The sequence below is a fragment of the Neorhizobium phenanthreniclasticum genome (assembly GCF_040066075.1).
GTDB lineage: Bacteria > Pseudomonadota > Alphaproteobacteria > Rhizobiales > Rhizobiaceae > Neorhizobium > Neorhizobium petrolearium.
The window spans coordinates 12,859-34,060 of the sequence record NZ_JBEAAL010000045.1; the positions used below are offsets into that span (position 1 = coordinate 12,859).

The 21,202-nt window shown below is 60.2% G+C and carries 19 protein-coding genes; 7 read left to right on the forward strand and 12 right to left on the reverse strand.

All coding sequences use genetic code 11. The annotated features are described in order from the left end of the window. Positions 1-4: 4 nt before the first annotated feature. From ABK249_RS31680 to ABK249_RS31735, 12 genes are all read right to left on the reverse strand, one after another. Entirely contained in the window at positions 5-1,714 is a 1,710-nt protein-coding gene (locus ABK249_RS31680; RefSeq protein ID WP_227705463.1) for a thiamine pyrophosphate-requiring protein, read from the reverse strand. Then, positions 1,698-2,615: an allantoinase PuuE gene (locus tag ABK249_RS31685; RefSeq protein ID WP_227705462.1), complete on the reverse strand. Its 918-nt coding sequence runs from the start codon at positions 2,613-2,615 to the stop codon at positions 1,698-1,700. Before ABK249_RS31685 ends, ABK249_RS31680 begins: the two co-directional genes overlap by 17 nt. Then, positions 2,615-3,652 (reverse strand): NAD-dependent epimerase/dehydratase family protein, encoded by a 1,038-nt coding sequence (locus ABK249_RS31690; RefSeq protein WP_227705461.1) that lies wholly within the window; start codon positions 3,650-3,652, stop codon positions 2,615-2,617. The genes ABK249_RS31685 and ABK249_RS31690 overlap by 1 nt, the downstream gene beginning before the upstream one ends. 34 nt (positions 3,653-3,686) lie before the next feature. Continuing rightward, complete coding sequence (locus ABK249_RS31695) at positions 3,687-4,448, reverse strand: SDR family NAD(P)-dependent oxidoreductase (protein ID WP_227705460.1); 762 nt, start codon at positions 4,446-4,448, stop codon at positions 3,687-3,689. Next, on the reverse strand, positions 4,445-5,878 hold the full coding sequence (gene hydA, locus ABK249_RS31700) for a dihydropyrimidinase (RefSeq protein ID WP_227705459.1): 1,434 nt from the start codon (positions 5,876-5,878) through the stop codon (positions 4,445-4,447). The genes ABK249_RS31695 and hydA overlap by 4 nt, the downstream gene beginning before the upstream one ends. Beyond that, positions 5,875-7,131 (reverse strand): MFS transporter, encoded by a 1,257-nt coding sequence (locus ABK249_RS31705; RefSeq protein WP_227705458.1) that lies wholly within the window; start codon positions 7,129-7,131, stop codon positions 5,875-5,877. The genes hydA and ABK249_RS31705 overlap by 4 nt, the downstream gene beginning before the upstream one ends. Before the next feature lie 2 nt (positions 7,132-7,133). Next, a complete protein-coding gene (locus ABK249_RS31710) occupies positions 7,134-9,188 on the reverse strand; it encodes a dipeptide ABC transporter ATP-binding protein (RefSeq protein WP_227705457.1) in 2,055 nt (684 codons plus the stop codon). A gap of 32 nt (positions 9,189-9,220) precedes the next feature. Then, positions 9,221-10,096, reverse strand: coding sequence for an ABC transporter permease (locus ABK249_RS31715; protein ID WP_227705456.1), 876 nt, complete (start codon positions 10,094-10,096; stop codon positions 9,221-9,223). A 4-nt stretch (positions 10,097-10,100) separates the two neighbouring features. Then, complete coding sequence (locus ABK249_RS31720) at positions 10,101-11,114, reverse strand: ABC transporter permease (protein ID WP_348864801.1); 1,014 nt, start codon at positions 11,112-11,114, stop codon at positions 10,101-10,103. Positions 11,115-11,182: 68 nt separating this feature from the next. After that, complete coding sequence (locus tag ABK249_RS31725; protein ID WP_227705454.1) at positions 11,183-12,865, reverse strand: ABC transporter substrate-binding protein; 1,683 nt, start codon at positions 12,863-12,865, stop codon at positions 11,183-11,185. A 182-nt stretch (positions 12,866-13,047) separates the two neighbouring features. Beyond that, positions 13,048-14,058 carry a GlxA family transcriptional regulator gene (locus tag ABK249_RS31730; protein WP_227705453.1) on the reverse strand — a complete coding sequence of 337 codons (1,011 nt, stop codon included), beginning with the start codon at positions 14,056-14,058 and terminating at the stop codon, positions 13,048-13,050. 579 nt (positions 14,059-14,637) lie between these two features. Further along, on the reverse strand, positions 14,638-15,303 hold the full coding sequence (locus tag ABK249_RS31735; RefSeq protein ID WP_227705452.1) for a GntR family transcriptional regulator: 666 nt from the start codon (positions 15,301-15,303) through the stop codon (positions 14,638-14,640). 181 nt (positions 15,304-15,484) lie between these two features. On the opposite strand from ABK249_RS31735, the gene ABK249_RS31740 reads away from it, so the two are divergent. The 7 genes from ABK249_RS31740 to ABK249_RS31770 are packed head-to-tail and all read left to right on the forward strand — an operon-like array spanning position 15,485 to position 20,949. Then, the gene (locus ABK249_RS31740) at positions 15,485-15,964 is read left to right on the forward strand and encodes an ureidoglycolate lyase (protein WP_227705451.1); all 480 of its coding nucleotides are present in this window, start codon (positions 15,485-15,487) and stop codon (positions 15,962-15,964) included. Between the two features lie 2 nt (positions 15,965-15,966). Further along, complete coding sequence (locus tag ABK249_RS31745; RefSeq protein WP_227705450.1) at positions 15,967-16,878, forward strand: polysaccharide deacetylase family protein; 912 nt, start codon at positions 15,967-15,969, stop codon at positions 16,876-16,878. A 30-nt stretch (positions 16,879-16,908) separates the two neighbouring features. Further along, positions 16,909-17,772, forward strand: a complete 864-nt coding sequence (locus ABK249_RS31750) for a substrate-binding periplasmic protein (RefSeq protein WP_227705449.1) — start codon at positions 16,909-16,911, stop codon at positions 17,770-17,772. Positions 17,773-17,827: 55 nt separating this feature from the next. After that, entirely contained in the window at positions 17,828-18,499 is a 672-nt protein-coding gene (locus tag ABK249_RS31755; protein WP_227705448.1) for an amino acid ABC transporter permease, read from the forward strand. A gap of 9 nt (positions 18,500-18,508) precedes the next feature. Beyond that, a complete protein-coding gene (locus tag ABK249_RS31760; protein WP_227705447.1) occupies positions 18,509-19,189 on the forward strand; it encodes an amino acid ABC transporter permease in 681 nt (226 codons plus the stop codon). Continuing rightward, a complete protein-coding gene (locus tag ABK249_RS31765) occupies positions 19,186-20,154 on the forward strand; it encodes an NAD-dependent epimerase/dehydratase family protein (RefSeq protein ID WP_227705446.1) in 969 nt (322 codons plus the stop codon). Before ABK249_RS31760 ends, ABK249_RS31765 begins: the two co-directional genes overlap by 4 nt. Positions 20,155-20,178: 24 nt before the next feature. Beyond that, positions 20,179-20,949, forward strand: a complete 771-nt coding sequence (locus ABK249_RS31770) for an SDR family NAD(P)-dependent oxidoreductase (protein WP_227705445.1) — start codon at positions 20,179-20,181, stop codon at positions 20,947-20,949. Positions 20,950-21,202: the final 253 nt, after the last annotated feature.

The following is a 21,202-nucleotide window of genomic DNA, read 5'->3' on the forward strand; positions in this document are numbered from 1 at the left end:
CAATCTACCAAAGCCCCGCAAGACGCGGTTCCTCATGGGTCACGACCTCGATGAGGGCTGCCTGCCCCTCTGCGACGCGTTCGAGGCCTCGCAGTAATGCCGGACGGACTTCGCCGGATTGCGTGACACACTCGCCACATCCACCAAGCGCCTCGGCGATCGGAGCATAGCTGCCGCTCATCCGGTTGGCGCCGTATTTGCGGGTGGCGATCGGCATGCTCCTGGCGTATCCGCCGAGCACGTCGTTGCGCAGCAGGACCGTCAACACCGGCAACTTGCAGCGGACTGCCGTTTCGAAGTCGATCGCCACCATACCGAAGGCGGCTTCGCCCATCAGATTGACGACCGTCGCTTCAGGCCTCGCGAGCTTCGCACCGATCGCAAAACCGAGACCGCTCCCCAGTTGCGTTGTCTTGCCCCAACCGAGATAGCTGCCGGGGACGCTCGCCGTATAGAAAGGGCAAAACTGGTCGCGGGGATTGCCGGCGTCATGGGTGACGATGGAGGTTTTCGGATCGACCGCCTGAATGATCTCCCATACGACACGATAGGGCGAAATCGGTTCGGAATCCGACGTAAGCAATGGCATCCATTTAGCAATGAATCCAGCTCGCAGCTCTGCGATCGTCCGGGCGACTTGAGGCCTTTCGGCAAGCGACAGCTGATTGTCCGCGATATGGGCGATCATCTGTTTCAGCACCGAACGCGCATCGCCGACAACGCCCTGAGCAATCGGATAGTCCTTGCCGAGATCGGCGTCGTCGAGCGTCACCTGCACGATGACCTTGTCCTCGCCAAGCGGCAGTATGTAGTAGGATCGCGTCAGGCTGGTGCCGAGCGCCAGGACGACATCGGCCTTCTCCAGAAAATGATCGACAGTGGTAGGGCGAGCGCGACCCGCCGTGCCGAGCGCAAGCGGATGATCTTCCGGAAAGCCGCTCTTTCCATTCGGTGTCGTCATCACGGGAATGTCGAGAAGTTCGGCAAACTGTACGAGTTCGGCACTTGCGCCGGCGGCGAGCACGCCCTGGCCTGCGAAGACGATCGGGTTCTTGGCCGCGAGAAGCCGGCCCACCAGTTCAGCGACCTCCCCGTCATCTGCCTGCGGGATGCTGCGACGCGGGCGCAGGTGACGGACGGGCGAACTATCGAGCTTGTCGGCAAGCAGATCGACCGGCAATTCGAGGAGGACCGGCGCCGGCCGGCCATTCCTCACACGTGAAATCGCCGCATGCATCAGCTTGGGCAGATCCTCAACCTGGGTCGCCGTCTCGCACCACTTGGTTATATGGGAAAAGTTGCGGCGTGACTCGAAATTCGGCGAGACGGCTTCGGAGCCGCGTGGGTAACCGGTCGGCAGGAAGAGCATGGGCACGCGGTCGTTGAAAGCCTGCGCAATGCCGGCAAAGGCACTTTCCGCACCTGGCCCGTATTGCACGGTGACAACAGCCAATTCCTTGCCCGATGTGGCGCGGGCGTAACCTTCGGCGATATTGACGGCGACCCTTTGCGTGCGCGCGATGAGCGGCGGAATGTCGAGTGCTGCCGAGGCGTCGAACAGTTCGCTCGCCGGAAACCCGATGATCTGCTTGACGCCTTCCTGCTTGAGGACGCCCGCAATATATTCCGCGCCGCTGAGGCTTTGCGGCTCGCAGGCCGACACGTTTCCCGTTTGCGTCTGCAATGTGTCGGCCATCTCAGGTGAGCCTTTCATGGTTATCCGCCCAGTGGCGGGCAATATCCTCGCGGCGCATGAAAGCCGCGCCCGGCGTCCGCAAGACATGCTCGATGACTTCGCGAAGACCGGAGGCCCGGTTGGGCTGGCCCATCCAGCGCGCATGGACGCCGATCGTCAGCATGCGTCCTCCGGTCTCGTCGGCTTCACCGACCATATAGTCGATCGCCGACCGACAATCCTCGGCAAAGTCGCGCGGATTGCTGTAGCCAGGCGCGATCAGGTAACGGCTGTCGTTCAGCGTCTTCGAATACGGCACGACGAGAAGCCGTGTGCCCTGATGATCCACGAAATAGGGAAGATCGTCGTTGCAGGGGTCGGAATAGTAGAGGAATCCACCCTCGCGGACGATCAGGTCGCGCGTGTTGACGCTCGGAAAGGACCGGCAGTTCCAGCCCATCGGCCGCCTGCCTGTCAGTTGCGCATAAAGGGCAATTGCCTCATGGAGCTGCCGTTCCTCATCCTCGCGCGACATCGTTGAATATTCGCTCCAGCGCAGGCCGTGACCGAGCAGATCATGGCCGCGTGCATTCATCCAGTCGACGACTGCCGGGTTCTTCTGCAAGGCGACGGCGCAAGCCGATACCGTAACCGGGATGGCGTAGCGGTCGAACAGGCGGGCAAGGCGCCATATCCCAGCCCGGCTTCCATATTCGAAATGCGTCTCGGTGCCGAGGTCACGCACCGGCGGGCTGTTCGGGATGTTGTATTCGCCCCAGTTATCGTTGCGGCCATCCTCAAGCCAGGAGTATTCCGAACCCTCCTCATAGTTGAGAACGAGATTGATCGCGAGCTTGGCGCCACCCGGCCAGGTTATTGTCGGCGGATTTGGTCCGTAGCCGACGAAGTCGCGTTGTTGGTCCTGTGCGATAACGCTCATCACTGTTCCTCGCCCTGCATTTCGTTTTCGCTGATCCAGTTCATGTAATCGTGGAAGCTCTGCTTGAGATCACGCGGCCGCCAGGGCGTATCCCGCTCGATGCGAGCTATGTCGTATGCACCCCACATGCCGTCCTTCAACGAGAGGTCCTGGACGATATTCGCCGTATCGGCCGTGTCGATCTCGACGGTCAGTCCTGGCTCCCGCTCCTTGGCCCAGGCAATCACGTCGCCGATGGTCGTCGTCTGGCCGCTGCCGATATTGTAATGGCGATAGCGCAGCCGCTCGGCATCGAGCAGCGCGGCGATCGCTTCGGCGACATCGGCCGAGCTCAGGTAGTCGCCGACCGGTTCGAGGCTGTTGGGGCGGATCGTTTCGCCGGCAAGCGCCATATGTGCGACCCGGTTCGGGACGTGTCGGAAATTGCGGCTCTCGGTCGCCCGGTCCATCGGCCCGTAAACAGAAGCCAGCCGGACGGAGGCCGCCGAGAAACCGAAGAGATCGGCATAACGATTGACGACCATTTCCGCAGCGAACTTGGAGATGCCGTAAAGCGTCAGCGGCGCGACATAGCCGTCCTCCGGCAATGGTTCGCCGCTCCAATCCGGTCCGTGATGGCGATAGACGGAACCCGAACTGACATAAATCAACCGCTTCAGGTTTGGATTCCTGCGCGCCCATTCGAGAATATGCACCGCACCCATCAGGTTGACGTCGACGATCCTGGCAGGCTGTTCTGCCTCCGGCTGCCGCTTCGCCTCCAAGGCACTGCCGCGCGAAATCGGCGTGACCGTCGCGCCGTGCACGACGTAGCGGATATCGTGATCGGCAAGAGCCGCTTCCCAGTGGTCCGGATGGCAGATATCGGCGGTGACGACCGAAAGCCTGTCGCAAACCGGAGCGAAATACCGCTCCGCCGTGGAATCAAGGTCGGCACGATCGAGAATGACGACGCGTTCATTGGGATCGCGCTCGAGCCAAGTGCGGGCGAGCACGCTCATGACAAAACCGGTACCGCCGGTAATGAGAAGGGTCATTTGCACATCCAATCCAAAGTCTTCATCAGTCCTGTCAGCGTGTTGCGTAACCGCCATCGGCCAGCAGGTCCGTGCCGGTGACGAAGGAGGCATCCGGCGAAAGCAGGAAGGCTGCCGCCGCAGCGATCTCCTGAGGGCGCGCGATGCGTCCGAGCAGATGCGCCGGACCGAGCCCGGCATCCGCGGCCTCAAGGCTCGGCCAGCGTTGCAGAAGCCGCGGCGTTGCGACCGCACCGGGAGACAGCGAATTGACGCGAATGCCATCGGCGGCGTGATCGACGGCCATAGCCTTGGAAAGATGCACGAGGCCGGCTTTGGCAGCGCAATAGGCGACAGCCTTGCCGACAGCCACATGCGCGAATTGCGAGGCGACGAAGACCACCGAGCCTGCTCCCCCGGCGATCATCGCCGGTATTGCATGTTTACTCGCAAGGAAGGCGCCCGTCAGGCTGACGTCGATTTCGAGGCGCCATTGCCGTTCCGAAAGATCGATGACGGTGCCATCGAGGGAAGGCGCAGCCGCGTTATGCACGAGACCGTCGAGTCGACCAAAACGCGAAAGGCCGGCCTCGATACTGGCTTTGACCGAAGCATCCTCCGTCACGTCGCAGGACACTGCCAACGCCCTGTCCCCGAGTTCGGCTGCCAGGATGCTTGCGCTCTCAAATGCATGATCGGCGCAGATCACCGAGGCGCCTTCGGCGATGCAGCGCCTCGCGATCGCGGCACCGATTCCGCTGGCCGCGCCCGTAAGCAGAACGACCTTGCCTTTGAGGCGTCGTGCGGTCATCGTCATGATGCCAGCACCTTGGACAGACCCTGCTGCGGTGGGAACGGCCGTTGGCGCGCGATGAACCGGCCACGGCCGGGCTCAGCCAGCACCTTGCCGTCGTCGAAAACGATGTCGCCCCGTGAGATGGTCATGACCGGCCAACCGGTGACCGTCTGGCCTTCATAAGGCGTGTAGTCGGTCGCGTGGTGCAGAAGGCTGTTGGTGATCGTGACGCGGCGGTGTGGATCCCAGATCGCGATGTCGGCATCCGCACCGACGGCAATGTGCCCCTTGCGCGGATAGAGGCCGAAGAGCCGCGCCGGGGCGCCGGAGGTCAGATCGGCGAATTTCTGCAGCGATATCCGCCCGCCATTGACTCCGGCCGAAAACAGGAGCGCCAGACGAGTTTCAATCCCCGGAATGCCGTTCGGGATGCGATGAAACGGCGTATCCGGCCCGCCGGCGATCTTGTCGGCGTAGTGCCACGGAGAGTGGTCCGACGAAAAGACTTCCAGCGTCCCGTCGAGAATACCGGCCCAGATTGCTGGCTGGTTCGACTTATCACGCGGTGGCGGTGTGCAGACGCATTTGGAACCGGACAGATCATGGGTGTCGATGTCTTCCGCTGACAGGAAAAGATATTGCGGGCATGTTTCCGCATAGATCGGCAGCCCCCTCGCCTTGGCCCGGCGGATCTCCTCGACGGCGCCGCCGGCTGCTACGTGGCTGACAAGGATTGGCGTCTCGATCAATTCCGAAAGGCTGATCGCCCGGAATGTCGCCTCACGGTCGCCGATCTCTGAATGTGCCTTTTCATGATAACGCAGCTGGGTCTTGCGCGCGGCAATGAACTTCTCCGTCAGCCACCGGATGCAGGCATCGTTTTCGGCGTGGACCATTACCATAGCGCCCTGCGACCGCGCCAGATCGAGGACGTTGAGCACCTCGTAGTCGTCGAGTTTCAGCCCCTCGTAGGTCAGATAGATCTTCATCGAGGTGCAGCCCTCGGCAATCAGCGCAGGAATTTCCTCGCGCAGCACCTCAGCAGACGGATCGCCGACAATCAGATGGAAACCGTAGTCGATGCGGGCCTTCGGTCTTGCCCGATCGTGATAATCCTCAACGATGTCACGCAGCGACTGGCCGCGCATCTGCATCGCAAAAGACACGACGGTCGTCGTGCCGCCGCACAAGGCAGACAACGTACCGGTGTTGAAGTCATCAGCCGTCGCCTTGCCTTCCCAAGGCTGCTGGTCCATGTGGCAATGACTGTCGACCCCGCCGGGAAGAACCAGGCGGTCACCGGCGTCCACCTCATTGCGCCCCTCGGGAAGATCGGCGTCGAGAGCAACGATGATGCCGTCGCGGATACCGACATCGAGCGGCCTGGTCGCATTCGGCAGCACCACATTGCCGCCGCGGATGACGAGGTCAAAAGGCTGTCTTACACTCATTCGCTTCCTCCAGATGCGAGGCATGGTTTCACGCCGACGGAAGGCTGGCGCAGAAGGTTGAAGACAGCGGCGATGGTGACGACCAGCGCTCCGCCGCCAAGCAGAAGGAAGAGCGCCTGCGGCGCGAAGCGCTCCATCAGGCCTGCGGCAATTCCCGGCGTCATGATATTGCCGACGGAGTAGATCAGCAGCAGGCAACCGGAGGCCGACACCATATGCCGGCCATCGAGCTGAGAATTGGCATAGGCGATGCCGACCGGATAAATCGTCAGCGCGACCGCCCCATAAACGAAGAACAGCCCGTAAAGCAGAGCAAGCGAATGTGTCCCGGGCCAGGCGACCGCCGCACAGAGGCAGACGGTGACAATGCCCTGCAGGAAAAGCAGCAGGCGCCTGTCCATCCTGTCCGAGAGCCAGCCCGCCGGAGCCTGCGCCAGCATTCCGCCAATGCTGAAGACTGTGACCAGCGTGACGGAGGATGCCGCGTCGAGACCGACCCGCTCGCCGAAGATCGGCGTCATCGTGTAGACGTTCATGTTGGTCATGCCGGCCTGGAAGACGGCGGCGACGGTGACGGGCGCAAGGCTCGCCAGTTGCAAGATGCCGTAGCGATGGGCCGAAGCTGCATTGCTGGTCCCCTCGATGGGCGGCGGCAACGGCAGGACAGGCCAACGTCCGCCGACGAAGTGGGCGTAAAACAGGCCCGACAGGATGACCCCAAGCACGATCAGGAAAAGATAGGGTGAATGCGGGCCTGCCGCCTGGATGAGCAATTGCCCGAACAGCGTGGCAAGCGAGGTCATCAGCATATAGAGAGAAAAATACGCTCCCCGGCTTTTGGGATCGGCATAGAGATTGATCCAACTTTCCGAAATGACGAACAATGTCGCAATCGCAAAGCCGTTGATAAGGCGCAGCCAAAACCAGGCCCACGGCGTTTCCGTCAGCATGTAGCCGCAGGCGGCGAAGGCGGCGAGCAACGTCACGGTCAAAAAAGCGCGTTCATGGCCGAGACGGGACACGAAAAAACGGGCCGACAGGCAGCCGCCAAGAAAGCCGATCGGAAATGCAGTCAGCAAGAGCTGCACGATGCCGCCATCGATTGCGGGATTGCTAAGATCAAGCGAGACGGCGGTCGTCAGCAGCGAATTGGCTGTGGCGACGACGCAGATGCTTGCCAGCACATGTCCGATCGCCCGAAACCGTGCCGCTCCATGCCAGATACCACCCATCACCTTTTCGAGATTGCGCATGGTCAGGCTTTCCCTGCCGGCAGAAGCACCGGCGGACGGGCTGCAAGCTCGCTCGCGTCGATATGGCAAAGAATGTCGTGCGTCATTGACATTTTCCGCAGCGGCGGGGCGACTGTGTCGCAGATCGAACCGATCTTGCGGTGGCACCGCGTTGCGAAACGACAGCCGGCCGGCACGTTGACGGCGCTCGGCGTCTCTCCGGAAAGACGGATGCGCTCGCGCGGAACCTCGTCGAGGCGTGGGCTGCGGATGGCCGACAAAAGCGCTTCCGAATAGGGATGGGCGCCTTCGCCGAACACTTCCTCGACGGTACCCTGCTCCATGATCTTGCCGAGATACATCACCACGACCTTGTCGGCGACGTGGCGCACAAGTGCGAGGTCATGGCTGATAAATAGCATCGTGGCGTGCTTCTCCCGCTGGATGTCGAGAAGAAGCGTCACCACTGCGGCCTGGACAGAAACATCGAGGGCCGAAACGGGTTCGTCGGCGACGATCAGCGATGGGTCGGCGGCGAAGGCTCGGGCAATCGCAATGCGCTGCTTCTGTCCGCCGGACAACTGGTTCGGCTTGCGATCGGCGACTGCGGGAGAAAGGCGAACCATTTCGAGAAGCTCGCGCACCCGCGCGTCGATCTCGGCCTTGGTCTTGCGGATGCCGAACTTCTTGATCGACCGGCGGATGGAGAAGGCTGCAGAATGCGACGGATTGAGGGTGCTATCGGGATTTTGAAAGATCATCTGGATCTGCTGCAGCATGGAGCGCGGACGCTCGCTGGCCTGCAGCGCGGCGACGTTCTCGCCGGCCATGCGGATCTGACCCGAAGTCGCCTTGTCGAGACCGGTCACGATGCGCGCAAGCGTCGACTTGCCGCAGCCGGATTCGCCGACCAGAGCGACTATTTCCGCCTTGGCTGCCTGAAATGACACGCCTTCATTGGCCTTGACTGTGCGGTTCTGGCCGATCGAATAGAAGCGGCTGACATCGTCGAGCGAAATCGCGACCGATTGCTCCGCTCGCGCCGAAGATACCGGCGGGGCGGCCTCCCGCGTCACGTCGATCTCCTGCCAGCGCGCGCAACGGACCAGATGGTCCTCGGCTGCCGGCTGCAATTCAAGCGAAGGGTCGTCACAGCGACCGGCGACGAAACCCGCGCAGCGCGGCGAGAACAGACAGCCTTGCGGCCGCTCGGACGGCAGCGGGATATGCCCGGGGATGGCCGCCAGCGCCCGGCTGCGCTTGTCGCTCGCAACATCTGGAATACAATCGATCAGGCCGCGCGTATAGGGATGTTTCGGCCGGCGAAAAACCTCGCTCGTCGTGCCCTCTTCGACCATTTCTCCGGAATACATGATGCCTAGCCGGTCGCAGCTTTCGGCAATCAGGCCGAGATTGTGCGAAATGAACAGGAGACTTGTCGAATAACGCCGACGAAGCTCGCCAATTAGATCGATGACGGCAGCTTCGACCGTGACGTCCAGTCCGGTGGTGGGTTCGTCGAGAAGCAGCAGCGACGGCTTGGCGAGAAGCGCCATGGCAATCACCACCCGCTGCTGTTGTCCGCCCGATAGCTGGTGCGGGTACCGTTTCAGCATGTCGCCGGGGTCCGGCAGGCGCACATCGTTCAGCATCGCTTCGGCCATCGCAAGGGCTTCCGCCTTCGACGCGCCGAGATGCAGGATCGCCACCTCGGCCAGCTGTGCGCCAATCGTCTTGACCGGATTGAGCGCGCTCATCGGATCCTGATAGACCATGGCGATCTGCCGGCCGCGGATGGAGCGCAGTTCGCGAGAAGATGCGCCGACCAACTCCTTGCCGTTGAAGCGGATGCTGCCGCCGGCAATCACCCCGGTATTGCCGAGATATCCCATAATGGCCATGGCGGTGGTGCTCTTGCCGCAGCCGGATTCGCCGACCAGTCCATAGCTTTCTCCCGGCATGACCCGGAAGGAGAGGTCGGGGATGGCCACCACCGTTTCGCTCTTGCCGCGAAACTCGATCCTGGCGTTGCGGACATCGAGCACGGGTTCTTCAATGACCAGGGGCGTGACGGGCATGGGCGCTCCTTGCAAATGGGGCACAGCGACGTTCATGGCTTCCAAGCCTCTCTCATGCCGTCGGCGAGCAGGTTGAAGCCAAGCACCAGGCTGACAAGGGCAAAGGACGGTATGAGGGACATGTGAGGCCAAACGTTGAGAACGGTAACGCTCTCCTTGACCATGCCGCCCCAGTCCGGGTTCGGCGGCGGCAGGCCGAGACCGAGAAAGCCGAGAATGCCGATGGTGATGATGGTATAGCCGATGCGAAGGCAGGCATCGACGATCAGCAGGCTGCGGCAATTGGGCAGGATCTCCACAAGCATGATGTAGAGCGTGCTTTCGCCGCGCAGCTTCGCCGCCGCGACATATTCCTGCTCTTTCAGACCCAACACAAGGCCGCGGGTGATGCGGCCGATGCCGGGGGCCGAGGCAATCGTCGTCGCGATGACGATGTTCATCACCGAGGGGCCGATATTGGCGATGAGGATGACGTAGATCACCAGGACCGGGAAGGCCAGAATGATATCGGAGAAGCGGCTGATGAGGATATCGATCCAGCCGCCGTAGTAGCCGGCCACCATGCCCATGGCGATCCCGACCATCATCGCGACCGCAACCGACAGCGGCGCGACCGACAGGACCGTGCGCGCGCCGAAGATCAACCGGGACAGCATGTCGCGTCCGAGGATGTCGGTCCCCATCCAGTGTGCGGCCGAAGGATAGGGATTACCCATGGCCATCACGTCGGAATCGGTTGGCGACGGAAGCGGAAGGATCGGCGCGGTCAATGCGGCGATCACCCAGAACAGCACGAGGCAGAGGCCAACGACTGCGGTGCGCGAATGAAAGATCCGCATCCAGTTCGGACGGGCTGAGCGCTTGGGGGCTGCCTTGACGGCGAATGCGGGATTGTCCTGGACGGCCATGATCCTACCTCACCCGGATGCGTGGATCGAGCAGCATGTAGCCGAGGTCGCCGAGCAATTGCGTAACGACGGCGATGGCGACCGTGATCAAGGTCGCGGCCTCAAGGGTCGCTATGTCTCCGAACAGGCTCGCTTCCAGGATGAGGCGGCCGAAGCCCGGATAGGCGAACACCAGTTCTGTGACGACGACCCCGCTGATCAGGAAGTTAATCTGCAGAAGAAGCACGGTGAACGGCGCGATCATCGCATTGCGCAGAGCATGGGACAGCACCATGCGGCGCGTGCTCATGCCCTTCAGGATTGCCGTTCTGATATAGGGCCTTTCCATCACGCCGATCATCGACACGCGGATCATGCGAGCGACATAGCCGAAATCGTAGATGACCAGCACGGCAACCGGCAGGACGAACTGATAGGCCACCGCCCAACCGCCATCGGAGTTGAGCGGGCTGGTCCCGGGAAGGATCGGCCAAAGGATCACGAACAGTGTGACCAGGAAGACGCCCGAGGCGAATTCGGGTATAGAGGTGAAGGTGATGCAGATCACCGAAAGCGTGCGGTCGAGGACGCCGCCTTCCTTGAGGCCGGACAGGATGCCGAAGACGATCGACAGCGGAACGATCAGCAGAAAGGCGAGGCCCGCCAGGATCGCTGTATTGCCGAGCCTGTCCCAGATGACGTCGTTGACCGGCAGCTTGTTTAATGTCGAATAGCCGAAATTGCCGAAATATTGAGCGCCGCGGGGATCGGTGAAGTTCAGCCCTGTGGCCGGATCCTGCAGCGGATCGGGAATTGCACCGACCAGCACCCCGAGCCAACGGCCGTAGCGTACCGGCAAGGGATCGTTGGCCTTCAGCTTTTCCGACAGCAGGTCCACCTGCTGTTGTGTTGCAAATGGACCGAGTGACTTGCGCGCAACGCTGCCGGGGGTGAATTCGCAGACGGCGAAGACGAGGAAGGATGCACAGAGCATCGTCACCAGCATCATCACCAAGCGCTTGAGGAAGAAGTTCGCCATACAGGAAACCCGCATATCCAAAGCCCGGCACCCGACCACCCGAAGGCGGCCAGGCACCGGCTGGGAGATTACGCCGCGATCGCGTATTGGTGCGCGAAGATATATTGCGAGGGATGCAGCTCGAAACCCTGGACCTTTTTGTCCATGACCGTCGAGAAAACACGCCAGAAGGGCTGAACGATCGGTCCGTCATCCTGCATGATCGCCTCGATCTTCGCCATCACCTTGCTGCGCTCCTTCGGATCGAGGATCCCCTCCGCCTGCGTCAGCAGCTTGTCGAATTCCGGGTTCTTGTAGTTGGATTCGTTCCAAGCGGCGTTCGACCTGTAGGCAAGCGACAACGTCATGATCGCCAGCGGCCGGTGGCCCCAGGCGGTCAGGCTGAAGGGCGCCGTGGTCCAGACCTCCCAATACTGGGCGCTCGGCAGCGACTTGATGTTGATCTTGACGCCGATATCGGCGAACTGCTGGGCTAGCACCTGCGCGGTGTTGAGCTCCCAGATGGGATCCGGGCGCGTGACCATGTCGAATGTGAAGCCGTTCGGATAGCCGGCGTCCGCCAGCAGTTTCTTTGCCTTTTCGATATCGCGGGGATATTTCGGCAGGGCGGCATATTCGGGATGCGACGGCGCGACGTGATGGTCTTCGGCCGGCGAGCCCGCGCCGAGAAGCGCAGTCTGGATGACCTTGTCGCGGTCGACCGCAAGCCGCATCGCCTGGCGGACACGCTTGTCCTTGAACTGCTCCACTTCCGGATGCATGCGAGCAACGACGGTCTGGGTCGTTTCGACCTTATAGACCGAGACATGCGGGAAGTTCTTCATCGCGTTGATCTGGACGGCATCGGCTTCCGACAAACCATCGACCTGCTTGGACGCCATGGCCGCAATGCCGGCACCGGGATTGTCGCCGAGATCGACATATTCGAAGGTATCGAGATAGGGACCCTCACCCCAATAGTCACTGCGGGCCTTGTATTTGGCGCCTTTGCCGACTGTGTATTCTGTCATCACAAAAGGACCGGTGCCGTTGCTGTCGGGACCGAACGCGCCTTTCTCGGCGGGGTCGAGAATGAACATCGGATAGTGATAAAGATGTTCCGGCACTGCGATCTGCGGTGCATAGCAGTTGAGGCGCACCGTATAATCATCGACTTTTTCGATCGCGTTGTCGGCCCACAGTTTGCTCGACTTTTTCGGATTGCCTTTCGCATCCTTCTCGCCCGCATCATATTCCTGAACGAGATAGCCTGTGAAGAGACCGAGCACGGAGGAACCGACTTTCGGGTCGCTGACTCGCTTCAGGTTCCAGACGACATCGTCAGCCGTCAGCGGGCGACCGCCCTTGCGCCATTTGACATCCTTGCGGATATGCAGCGTCCAGGTTTTCAGGTCATCGCTGACATCCCACTTTTCGAGCAGGTAGGGATGGGTGATGTTGTTGCGGTCGGTCAAGGTCAGATATTCGCAGACCTGGCGCACGACATTCGACTTCTCCGCGAAGTCGGCCAGATGCGGATCCCTGATCTCCATGCAACGCATGCCGATCCGCAGATTGCCGCCTTTCTTCTTGTCCGCCGCGTTGGCTATGGTCGACGGTGTCGGAATGCCGGCAAGCGAATAGGCGGCTGCCGCAGACAGGCCAAGCAGCGTGGCCTTTCGCAGAAATTCGCGACGGCCGATCGAGCCATCCGACATTTGTTCGACGAGGGTCGGGATATAGGAATGCTGATTCTTGTCCAAGATGGTCATCTCCGAGTTCGCGCTTAGCTGTTCCGTGTCGTTTTTTTAAAGACCGGTCAGTGGATGTTTCCCACCGGCGCAGTCGCTGCGGACTTTTGTCCGTCAGCCGTCCGTCATCCCAAAAGTTAGGACGTGCCGATTGCTGGCAACATGCTCTGAATCGACATCTTTTCTGCGTGGTTCGACATTGTTCAAAGATGGTTCGCCTCATCGTGCCTTTCCGCTTTCCGTGTCGCGGCGGGACTTTCATGAAACCGCGTCCGATAGAACCGACCGAAATGGGAGGCTGACTCATAGCCGCAGAGCTGTGCGATCTCGCCGACCGTCAGTCGGGTATGGACCAGCAGTTCCCGTGCACGCGCCATGCGCAGCTCGATGTAAAACCTCATCGGGCTTTTTCCGAGATTGGCGTGAAAAAGGCGCTCAAGCTGCCGGAGAGACAATGCAACGCTATCGGAGAGATCGGAAATATCGAGGGGGTCGCCGAGGGTTGCTTCCATCCGACGAACAACAAAGGCGAGCTTGGCATTTCGGATACCAAACCGATCTTCGGGCGACATGCGTTGAACGTCGTCCTGACGCCTTATGCGCGCATGGTTGAACTGGTCCGAAATGAGCGCGGCGAGTTCCCGTCCTTCGACCGCAGCGATCAGGTAGAGCATCATGTCGAGCGTGACGGTACCTCCCGACGACGTTAGAAAGCGCCCGTCGATCGCAAAGATGTCGTCAGTCGCAAGGCAATTCGGGAACTCGCTGCGAAAACTCGCCAGCGACTCCCAATGGACCGCGCATCGTCGCCCTTCCATCAATCCCGCCTTGGCCAGGAAAAACACCGCAGTGCTGACTGCTCCCAAGACGCACCCTTCAGAATAGATGCGCCGCAGCCATGCAAATACGTTGGCATCATAGGCACCCGCATAGTTGATGCCGGCGCACAATATGACGACGTCGCAGCGCGGAGACAGACTGATTGCTGCGTCGGCATCGAAGCCAAGGCCGCTGCTTGAATTCACGCGTCTTCCATCGGCCGACAAAATAAGCCACTCAAACACTTTTCGTTTCGCAAGGCGGTTGCCCTGTCTGAGGGAATCGAGCGCGGCGGCAAAGGTCATCAGTGGGAATTCAGGAACGAGATAAAAGCCGATACTGATTGGGCGTTGGCCGAGCGCCAACTGCTTTAGGGAATAGCTCTGCTCCGTCATTTGCAGAGGCCTTCTGCAGATAGCCGCGCGCAACTCGCTCGTTCGGGCCAGAGAACAGTTTGCTGATGGCGAAAGATGAATCCGCAAAAATATAGCAATCGTATCTCCTTCCCGCTCGAGCATTCATTTCTCGGTCACATCGAAGCCTGCTGTCGTTCTTCCTTCGCGCGCGGCATCGGCCTGTCGCTGGTAGAGACAGGGCCGAAGCTTCTTCGGCGAGACGTTCTATACTGCCAGCCGATCACGCGGCGTTGCTGTGTTGGTGGGCACGTGACTGCGTTTATCTGTCAGCATCGTCTCGAACTGTAGCCCGACGCCGGTTAAGCCGCAGGCGGCCAGACGTTCGGCGCTCACTGCTCCATTCGTATGGAAATCCCGATGCAATCCCATTGGTATCCCAGTTCAATCGTAACAGCGACGCTTTGATTAAGTCAATCGTCTCGAGTCAGGTGAGCGGTGCAGATACCGTAAACCGGTGCAGGAAGCCGGGGGCCAGCTCGGGTTTGAACCGTGGAAAGGCTCCATTCCAACGCGTGGATCAGTTGGGGGCAGGGCTTTTGCTTCTGGGATTACCGTGTATCAATCGGCGAAGAGCCAGCGCATGAAACGTTCGCGGACGCGATCAATATGGCCGGACATTGCCTCGCGCGCCTCGTCGGGCTTCTTGTCGGCGATCGCCTGCAATACGGCTATATGTTCGAGCGCCTGTTGCTCGAAGTTTTTCTCCATTCGCACGACATGCGCCATCCTTGCTTTGTCGCGCAGATTGCGGATGTACTGAGCGAGCATCGGTTTGCCGCTGGCGTCGGCCACGAAGAGGTGGAACTCGTCGTCATATTCCCAGAATGGATCGAAGTCCAAGCCCGGGTCTGCGGCGACCGCACGGCTCTTTTCCAACATGACGTCAACGCTTCCGGGCGTGCTGCGATGAGCGGCCTGCGCGGCCGCCTCACCTTCTAGCAGCCTGCGGATGACGAGGATTTCCATCAGCTCTTCGACCGCGACCTGCCTGATGACGATGCTGCCACTCGACAGGCGTGATACCAGTCCTTCGCCGACAAGGCGGTTGATGGCGGCTCTTAACGGGGTGCGCGAAACATTGATCTGTTCGGCGAGCTTACGTTCGGTGAACACATCCCCCGGGCCAAGTTCACGAGCCAGGATGAGGCTCCTCAGATACTGATAGGCCTGTTCGGATAGTTTCGTCTGATCCCGCCCGGATGTGGGAATTGCATCGTCCTTCACATTCAATCCTTGAGATTCTTCCTCACCAAGACCCTCTTAGACGATAGGAACGCATCAAGCAATCCGCTGGGATCCCACTGGTATATTCCCGAGCGTTTTCCCCTTTACAAAAAGAATTTTTTGTCCTTACATTTGCCCCGTGTCCCGTTGGTATCCCAATGGGATCTAGATGGAGTGTCGCGTGATCCGGATCGTGAAAAAGCTCAACCAGACCGATTTTTCAAAATTCGGCGATGTCATCGAGCATCGCGGCGATCAGCGCCGGAGCCCGCTCTCAATCGACTTCACCAACGACCGTGCCGACATCCGTCGTGCTTTTTGGGTTTCCAAGGTCGTCGAGGCGACGCATCTTCCCGCGCAGATAAAGTTCATGGAGCGGCATCCCTATTCCGATCAGGCGTTTGTGCCGCTCCGCGATACCCGTTTCCTCGTCGTGACCTGCCCCAGCAGTGCGGACGGCAGCCCGGATTTGGAAGGCTTGCGCGCGTATGAAGCCGGTCCAGGACAGGGCGTCACGTATAAGCGCAATGTCTGGCATGCGCCACTTTCCGCATTCACGGCCCCCGCGGAGTTTTTCGTCACCATGGGGGTTACCGACAGGGCAGCCAATGATGAATTCTATGAACTGCCGATTCCGATTGCGCTGGACCGGGAGGCTTGAATATGGCTTCCGCAAGTCACTTGACACGGGATTTCGTCGGCTACGGAGCCAAGGGCTACGATCCGAGATGGCCAAATGGTGCCCGCTTGGCTTTGAACATCGTGCTCAACGTCGAAGAAGGATCGGAGCCTTCCGTTCCGGATGGCGATCCAAGCAGCGAGGCGGCGCTCACGGAAGGTGGCTCGGGTTCGTTTGAAGGTCGCGACCTCGCCGCGGAATCGATGTTCGAATACGGAAGCCGCGTTGGTTTCTGGCGTCTTGCGGGAATGCTGGAAGAGCGCGGCCTACCGGCAACGGCCATGGCATGTGCTGTAGCGTTGCAGCGCAATCCCGAGATCGCCGACTATTTGCGCACCAGCCAGTTCGACGTCTGCGCGCACGGTTGGCGCTGGGAGCACCATCGCGGCCTGTCGCTGGAGGAAGAACGCAACCGCATCGCCAAGACCGTGAATATCATAAAAGCCCTGACCGACACGGCCCCCGACGGCTGGTATTGCCGATATGGCCCCAGCCTCAACACGCGCAGTCTGCTGATCGAACACGGGGGCTTTTCCTACGACAGCGACGCCTACAACGAGGAATTGCCCTACTGGGTGAAAGTCGGCGAGCGCAATCATCTTGTCGTGCCTTACAGCCTGACCAACAACGACGCGAAATTCATGCGCGGTGCGGTCGCGACCGGGGACCAATTCTTCCAGTTCCTGCGCGACGCATTCGATGTTCTCTACGCCGAGGGCAAGCACAGGCCGAAAATGATGTCGGTCGGGCTGCATTTGCGCGTCGCGGGCCATCCAGGGAGAGCGGCAGGAGTCCAGCGCTTTCTCGATCACGTCTCTCGCCACGACGGTGTCTGGGTCTGCCGCCGCGGCGACATCGCCAGACACTGGCATCAGCATCATCAACCGTCATCATGATCAACACCAGATAGAAAAAAGGGGAATCCAATGAAAGGCAGAACAATCAGACCGATCGCGCTCGCAACCGCCCTGACGGTCCTCGGGTCTTCAGGCCCATCCGCCCTTGCCCAGGACCATCCGCAGGACAAGCCTCTTGTCGTAGGCTCGGATTTCGGCGTCGCGCCATGGATGGTGCGCGGTACCAACGGCCCGGAAGGTTTCGGCGTCGATCTCATCACGGCGATTTCGAAGAAGGTAGGCCGGCCCTCCGTCGACATTCAGGACATCAACTTCTCGGGCCTGTTTGCAGCGCTGTTTGCCAACCGCATCGAATTTACCGTCAACCCGCTGAACATCACCCAGGAGCGGTCGGAGAAAATGCTCTACACCGAGCCCTTCTTTGCGACCGGCAACGGCTTCATCGTCGCCAAGGGCACCAAGCTTGATGGCTTCGAAGGGTTGAAGGGTAAGACGGTCGCCGTCAATCGCGGTACCATCTCTGATACCTGGGCCACCCAGAATGCCGAAAAATATGGTTTCGAAGTCCAGCGCTACGAAACCTTCCCCGACTCCGTCCAGGCCGTCATCACCCGCCGCGCCTTTACCGCCCTGAACGAAATTCCGACGACCGTCTACGCAGCCAGCAAGAACCCGGCGATCGAAGTTGGCTTCAAGGACTTTAACGGGCGTAACTTCGGCTATGCCTTTCGGATTGGCGACGAGGCCTATCGCGACAAGGTCGAGGCGGCCATCGAATGCCTGAAGACGGACGGCACGATGGCTCGGCTCTACGAAAAGTGGTACGGCGAAAAGCCGGCGGAAGGAACGTCTCTCACCACGGTCTACGTGGGATACGGCGCGCCCGGGTTCAAAGGCCACGATGAAAAGCCACACGATCTATCCTGCAATTGACCTGCCGGAAGCCCGGCGCGGCAGATACCGCGCTGGGCTTCATTGCGAGGATTAGATGGATCAGATCCTTGAGAACTACTTCAACCTCACGGTCATGGCACAAGCCTTTCCGGACGTCTTGCGTGGCTTTCTCATAACAGTTCAAGTCGCGGCCTGCGTCATCGTCATTGGCGTGGCGACGGGTTTGTTCTTTGCCTTGCTGCGCGCTACCCGTAATCGGGTTCTCAGTGTGCTCGTAACAATCTACGTCGAGGTTTTCCGGACCCTGCCGCAGTTGGTCATCATCATCTTCATCTACTTCGGCTTGCCTTACATGGGCATCGTGTTCTCACCCTTTTTTGCAACCTCGCTCGCGCTCGCAGCCGTGCTCGCGGCCTTTTCGGCCGAGATCTTCTGGGCAACGATCATGGCGGTACCGAAGGGACAGTGGGAGGCGGCCCACGCATTGGGCGTCTCGCGTCTCGTAACGATGCGAATGGTGATCCTTCCACAAGCCATCCGACTTGCCATTCCGCTTATCACCAACAGGGCGATCGCCATAACCAAAGGCACAGCGCTCGGCGCTGCCATCTCGCTGCCCGAAGCGTTGGGTAGCGCGCAGAGCGCCATGTCGATCCATGCCAATCCTTCGCCCCTGACGCTCGCGGCCGGCTTTTATCTGGCGTTCTTCATTCCCTTGGTCTGGTTAAGCCGGGTCCTGGAAAAACGTTTTTCCAGGTCACAGTGAGACGCCGCTATGGACCTTTTTCTCGAGAATTTCGCCAGCCTCGCATCCTTGCAGCAGATCTATCCTCTGTTGTTGCAGGGCCTTGAATTGACCGTCCTTCTGGCGCTCGTCACCCTGCCATTATCCATCGCGACCGGTCTCGCAGTCGCTATCGTCTACAGCTTCGGCGGCTCGCTCGTACGGCGTATCACGATCATACTGATCGATCTTCTGCGGTCCTTCCCGGTCATCGTTTTGCTGATCCTCATTTTTTACAGCCTCCCCTTTTTTGGGATCAAGCTTGGAAATTTCACAGCTGTCGTCGTGGCGCTCGTCATCAACAATACGGGATATTTCGGTGAGATATTTCGCGCCGGGCTGCTTTCGATTCCAAAGGGACAGCATGAAGCCGCAGCCGCCCTCGGTCTTCATCGGGGTCACACAATGTTGCTGATCATATTGCCTCAGGTTCTGAAAAAGGTGCTCGCGCCTCTGGCCAGCAATTCACTTGAACTCGTCAAGACGACCTCGATCGCCTCGATGGTGGCACTTCCCGAACTGTTGCGGTCGGCCCGCGTCGCACAGGAGCAGACCTACAACCCGACGCCGCTGACCGCCGCAGCCGTCATCTTCTTCGTTATGCTCTGGCCCTTCTCCCATTGGGTATCCAGGATGGAGAGGCGCGCCATTATCGGGAGTAACCAGAGATGAGGATTGTCATCACCGGCGGCACGGGGTTTGTCGGCCTGGCGGTCACCGAGGCCTTGAAACAGGCAAATCTTGAGGTGGTTCTGTTCGGACGCGGTGCCGTTCCCGCACGCTTCTCGGCGCAATTCGGCAGCATTCCCTTCGTGGTGGGAGACGTTACTGTCCCAGCCGATCTCGAGCGGTTGTTTTCCTCCGTCGAGACGCAAGCCGTCATTCATCTGGCTGCCGTCACCCCGGATCGCGACGCGGAGATGGGCGATCCAGCCGCCGTGATCGCCGTCAACGTCGCGGGCACGGCCAACCTCATGCGATCGATCGTACGCCTGTCGCCCCGCCCGCGCCTGATCCTCGCAAGTAGCGTTGCAGTCTATGGCGAAACTGCACCCGAAAAGGGAGCCTATCGGGAAGGCGAATTCATCCCGTCGCCGACGAGCCTTTACGGCATCTCCAAACTTGCCGCCGAGGCGACCGCCATACGGCTGGCCAAGCTCTATGAAATCGATCTGGCGATTATCCGGCTTGGCCCGGTCTACGGCCCCTGGGAATATAAAACCGGCCTGCGCCCGATCCTGAGCCCGCATGCCCAGGTCGTCGACCTTTGGCAGCAGGGCGAAAATGTCGTCTTGCCGCGTTCCCTGAAGGGGGACTGGCTCTACAGCCGCGACGCCGGCGCCGGCATCGCCGCCATTCTCGGCGCGAAGGCACTCAACCACACCGTCTACAATCTCGGCGGCGGCGTCATCAGCAGCGTTGCAGACTGGTGCGAAGAGCTGCAGGCGTTTCCTGGTCACCGCGGCTGGAAGATTGCCGGTGAAGGCGACACGCCCAACCTCAAGTTTGGACTGGCGGCGGACCGCTCCCCTCTCGATATCGAACGGTTCGTGGCGGATACGGGCTTCCGCCCGACGCTTTCCGGCCGTGAAGCAGCCGAAGATTATGTCCGCTGGTTATCTTCGGTGAACGGCTAGGCAATTTAAGAACGGGGAAAGCTCGTGCGTCTTCAAAACAAAACGGTCATTATAACGGGCGCGTCTTCCGGAATTGGTCGCGCCATCGCCATCCGTTTCATGGAAGAAGGCGCCAACATCGTCGCGGTCGATATTTCGAAGGATGTCGTCGAAGGCGGCAGACCCGTTATCGAGGCGCTGCACGCGATCGGAGGGAACGCCATTTTCCTGCGGGGCGATGTCGCAAGTTCCGCCGATGTTGGGCGGGTTTTCGCCGAGGCGCAAACCTGCTTCGGCAGAATCGACGTGCTCGTCAACAATGCCGCCATTCACGCCCCGACACCGCTTGCCGAGACCGAAGAGGCCGAATGGGATCGGGTCATGGACGTCAATTTGAAGGGCGCATTCCTGTGCAGCCGCGCTGCTGTTCGCATCATGCTCGAGCAGGAGATTGTCGACGAAGCGCGCGGCAGGATCGTAAATATCGCCTCCCAGCATGGCATGGTGTCGGCTCCAAGCGATTTTGCCTACGGTGTCAGCAAGGCCGGCATCGCCTATATGACGAAGCAGATCGCCGCGGATTATGCTGCGCAGAACATCATCTGCAACGCGGTTGCCCCGGGCAAGGTACTGACCGGCAAAGGCGGCCGCGCCGTCCTGCCTGAAATGCTCGAATATTCGCGCCAGCGCACTCCGATGCCGCGTTTGGGAACGCCAACCGACGTGGCCAATGCAGCTTTGTTTCTGGCGAGCAACGAGTGCACCTACATCACTGGTCACAATCTGCTCGTCGATGGCGGATGGATGGCGGCCTGATTTTTAGAGCGGGATGAATTTAGGCGGAATCGGCATGGGGATTCCCTTTTGTGAGCAAATCAGATTCACCATTCAGGCCGGTGCAGGAGGCCGGCCAGGATGGCGAGACCCTTTTCGGATGACCTTAGAGCCTGACCGAAAAAGAGTTGAGTGAAATCAGCCAGTTGTGATTCCTTCGGATTTGCTTAGGATTCGATGGAGACCGCAATGGGCTGGACTGATTTCACCCGCCGCCAATATGGCCGACGGACGG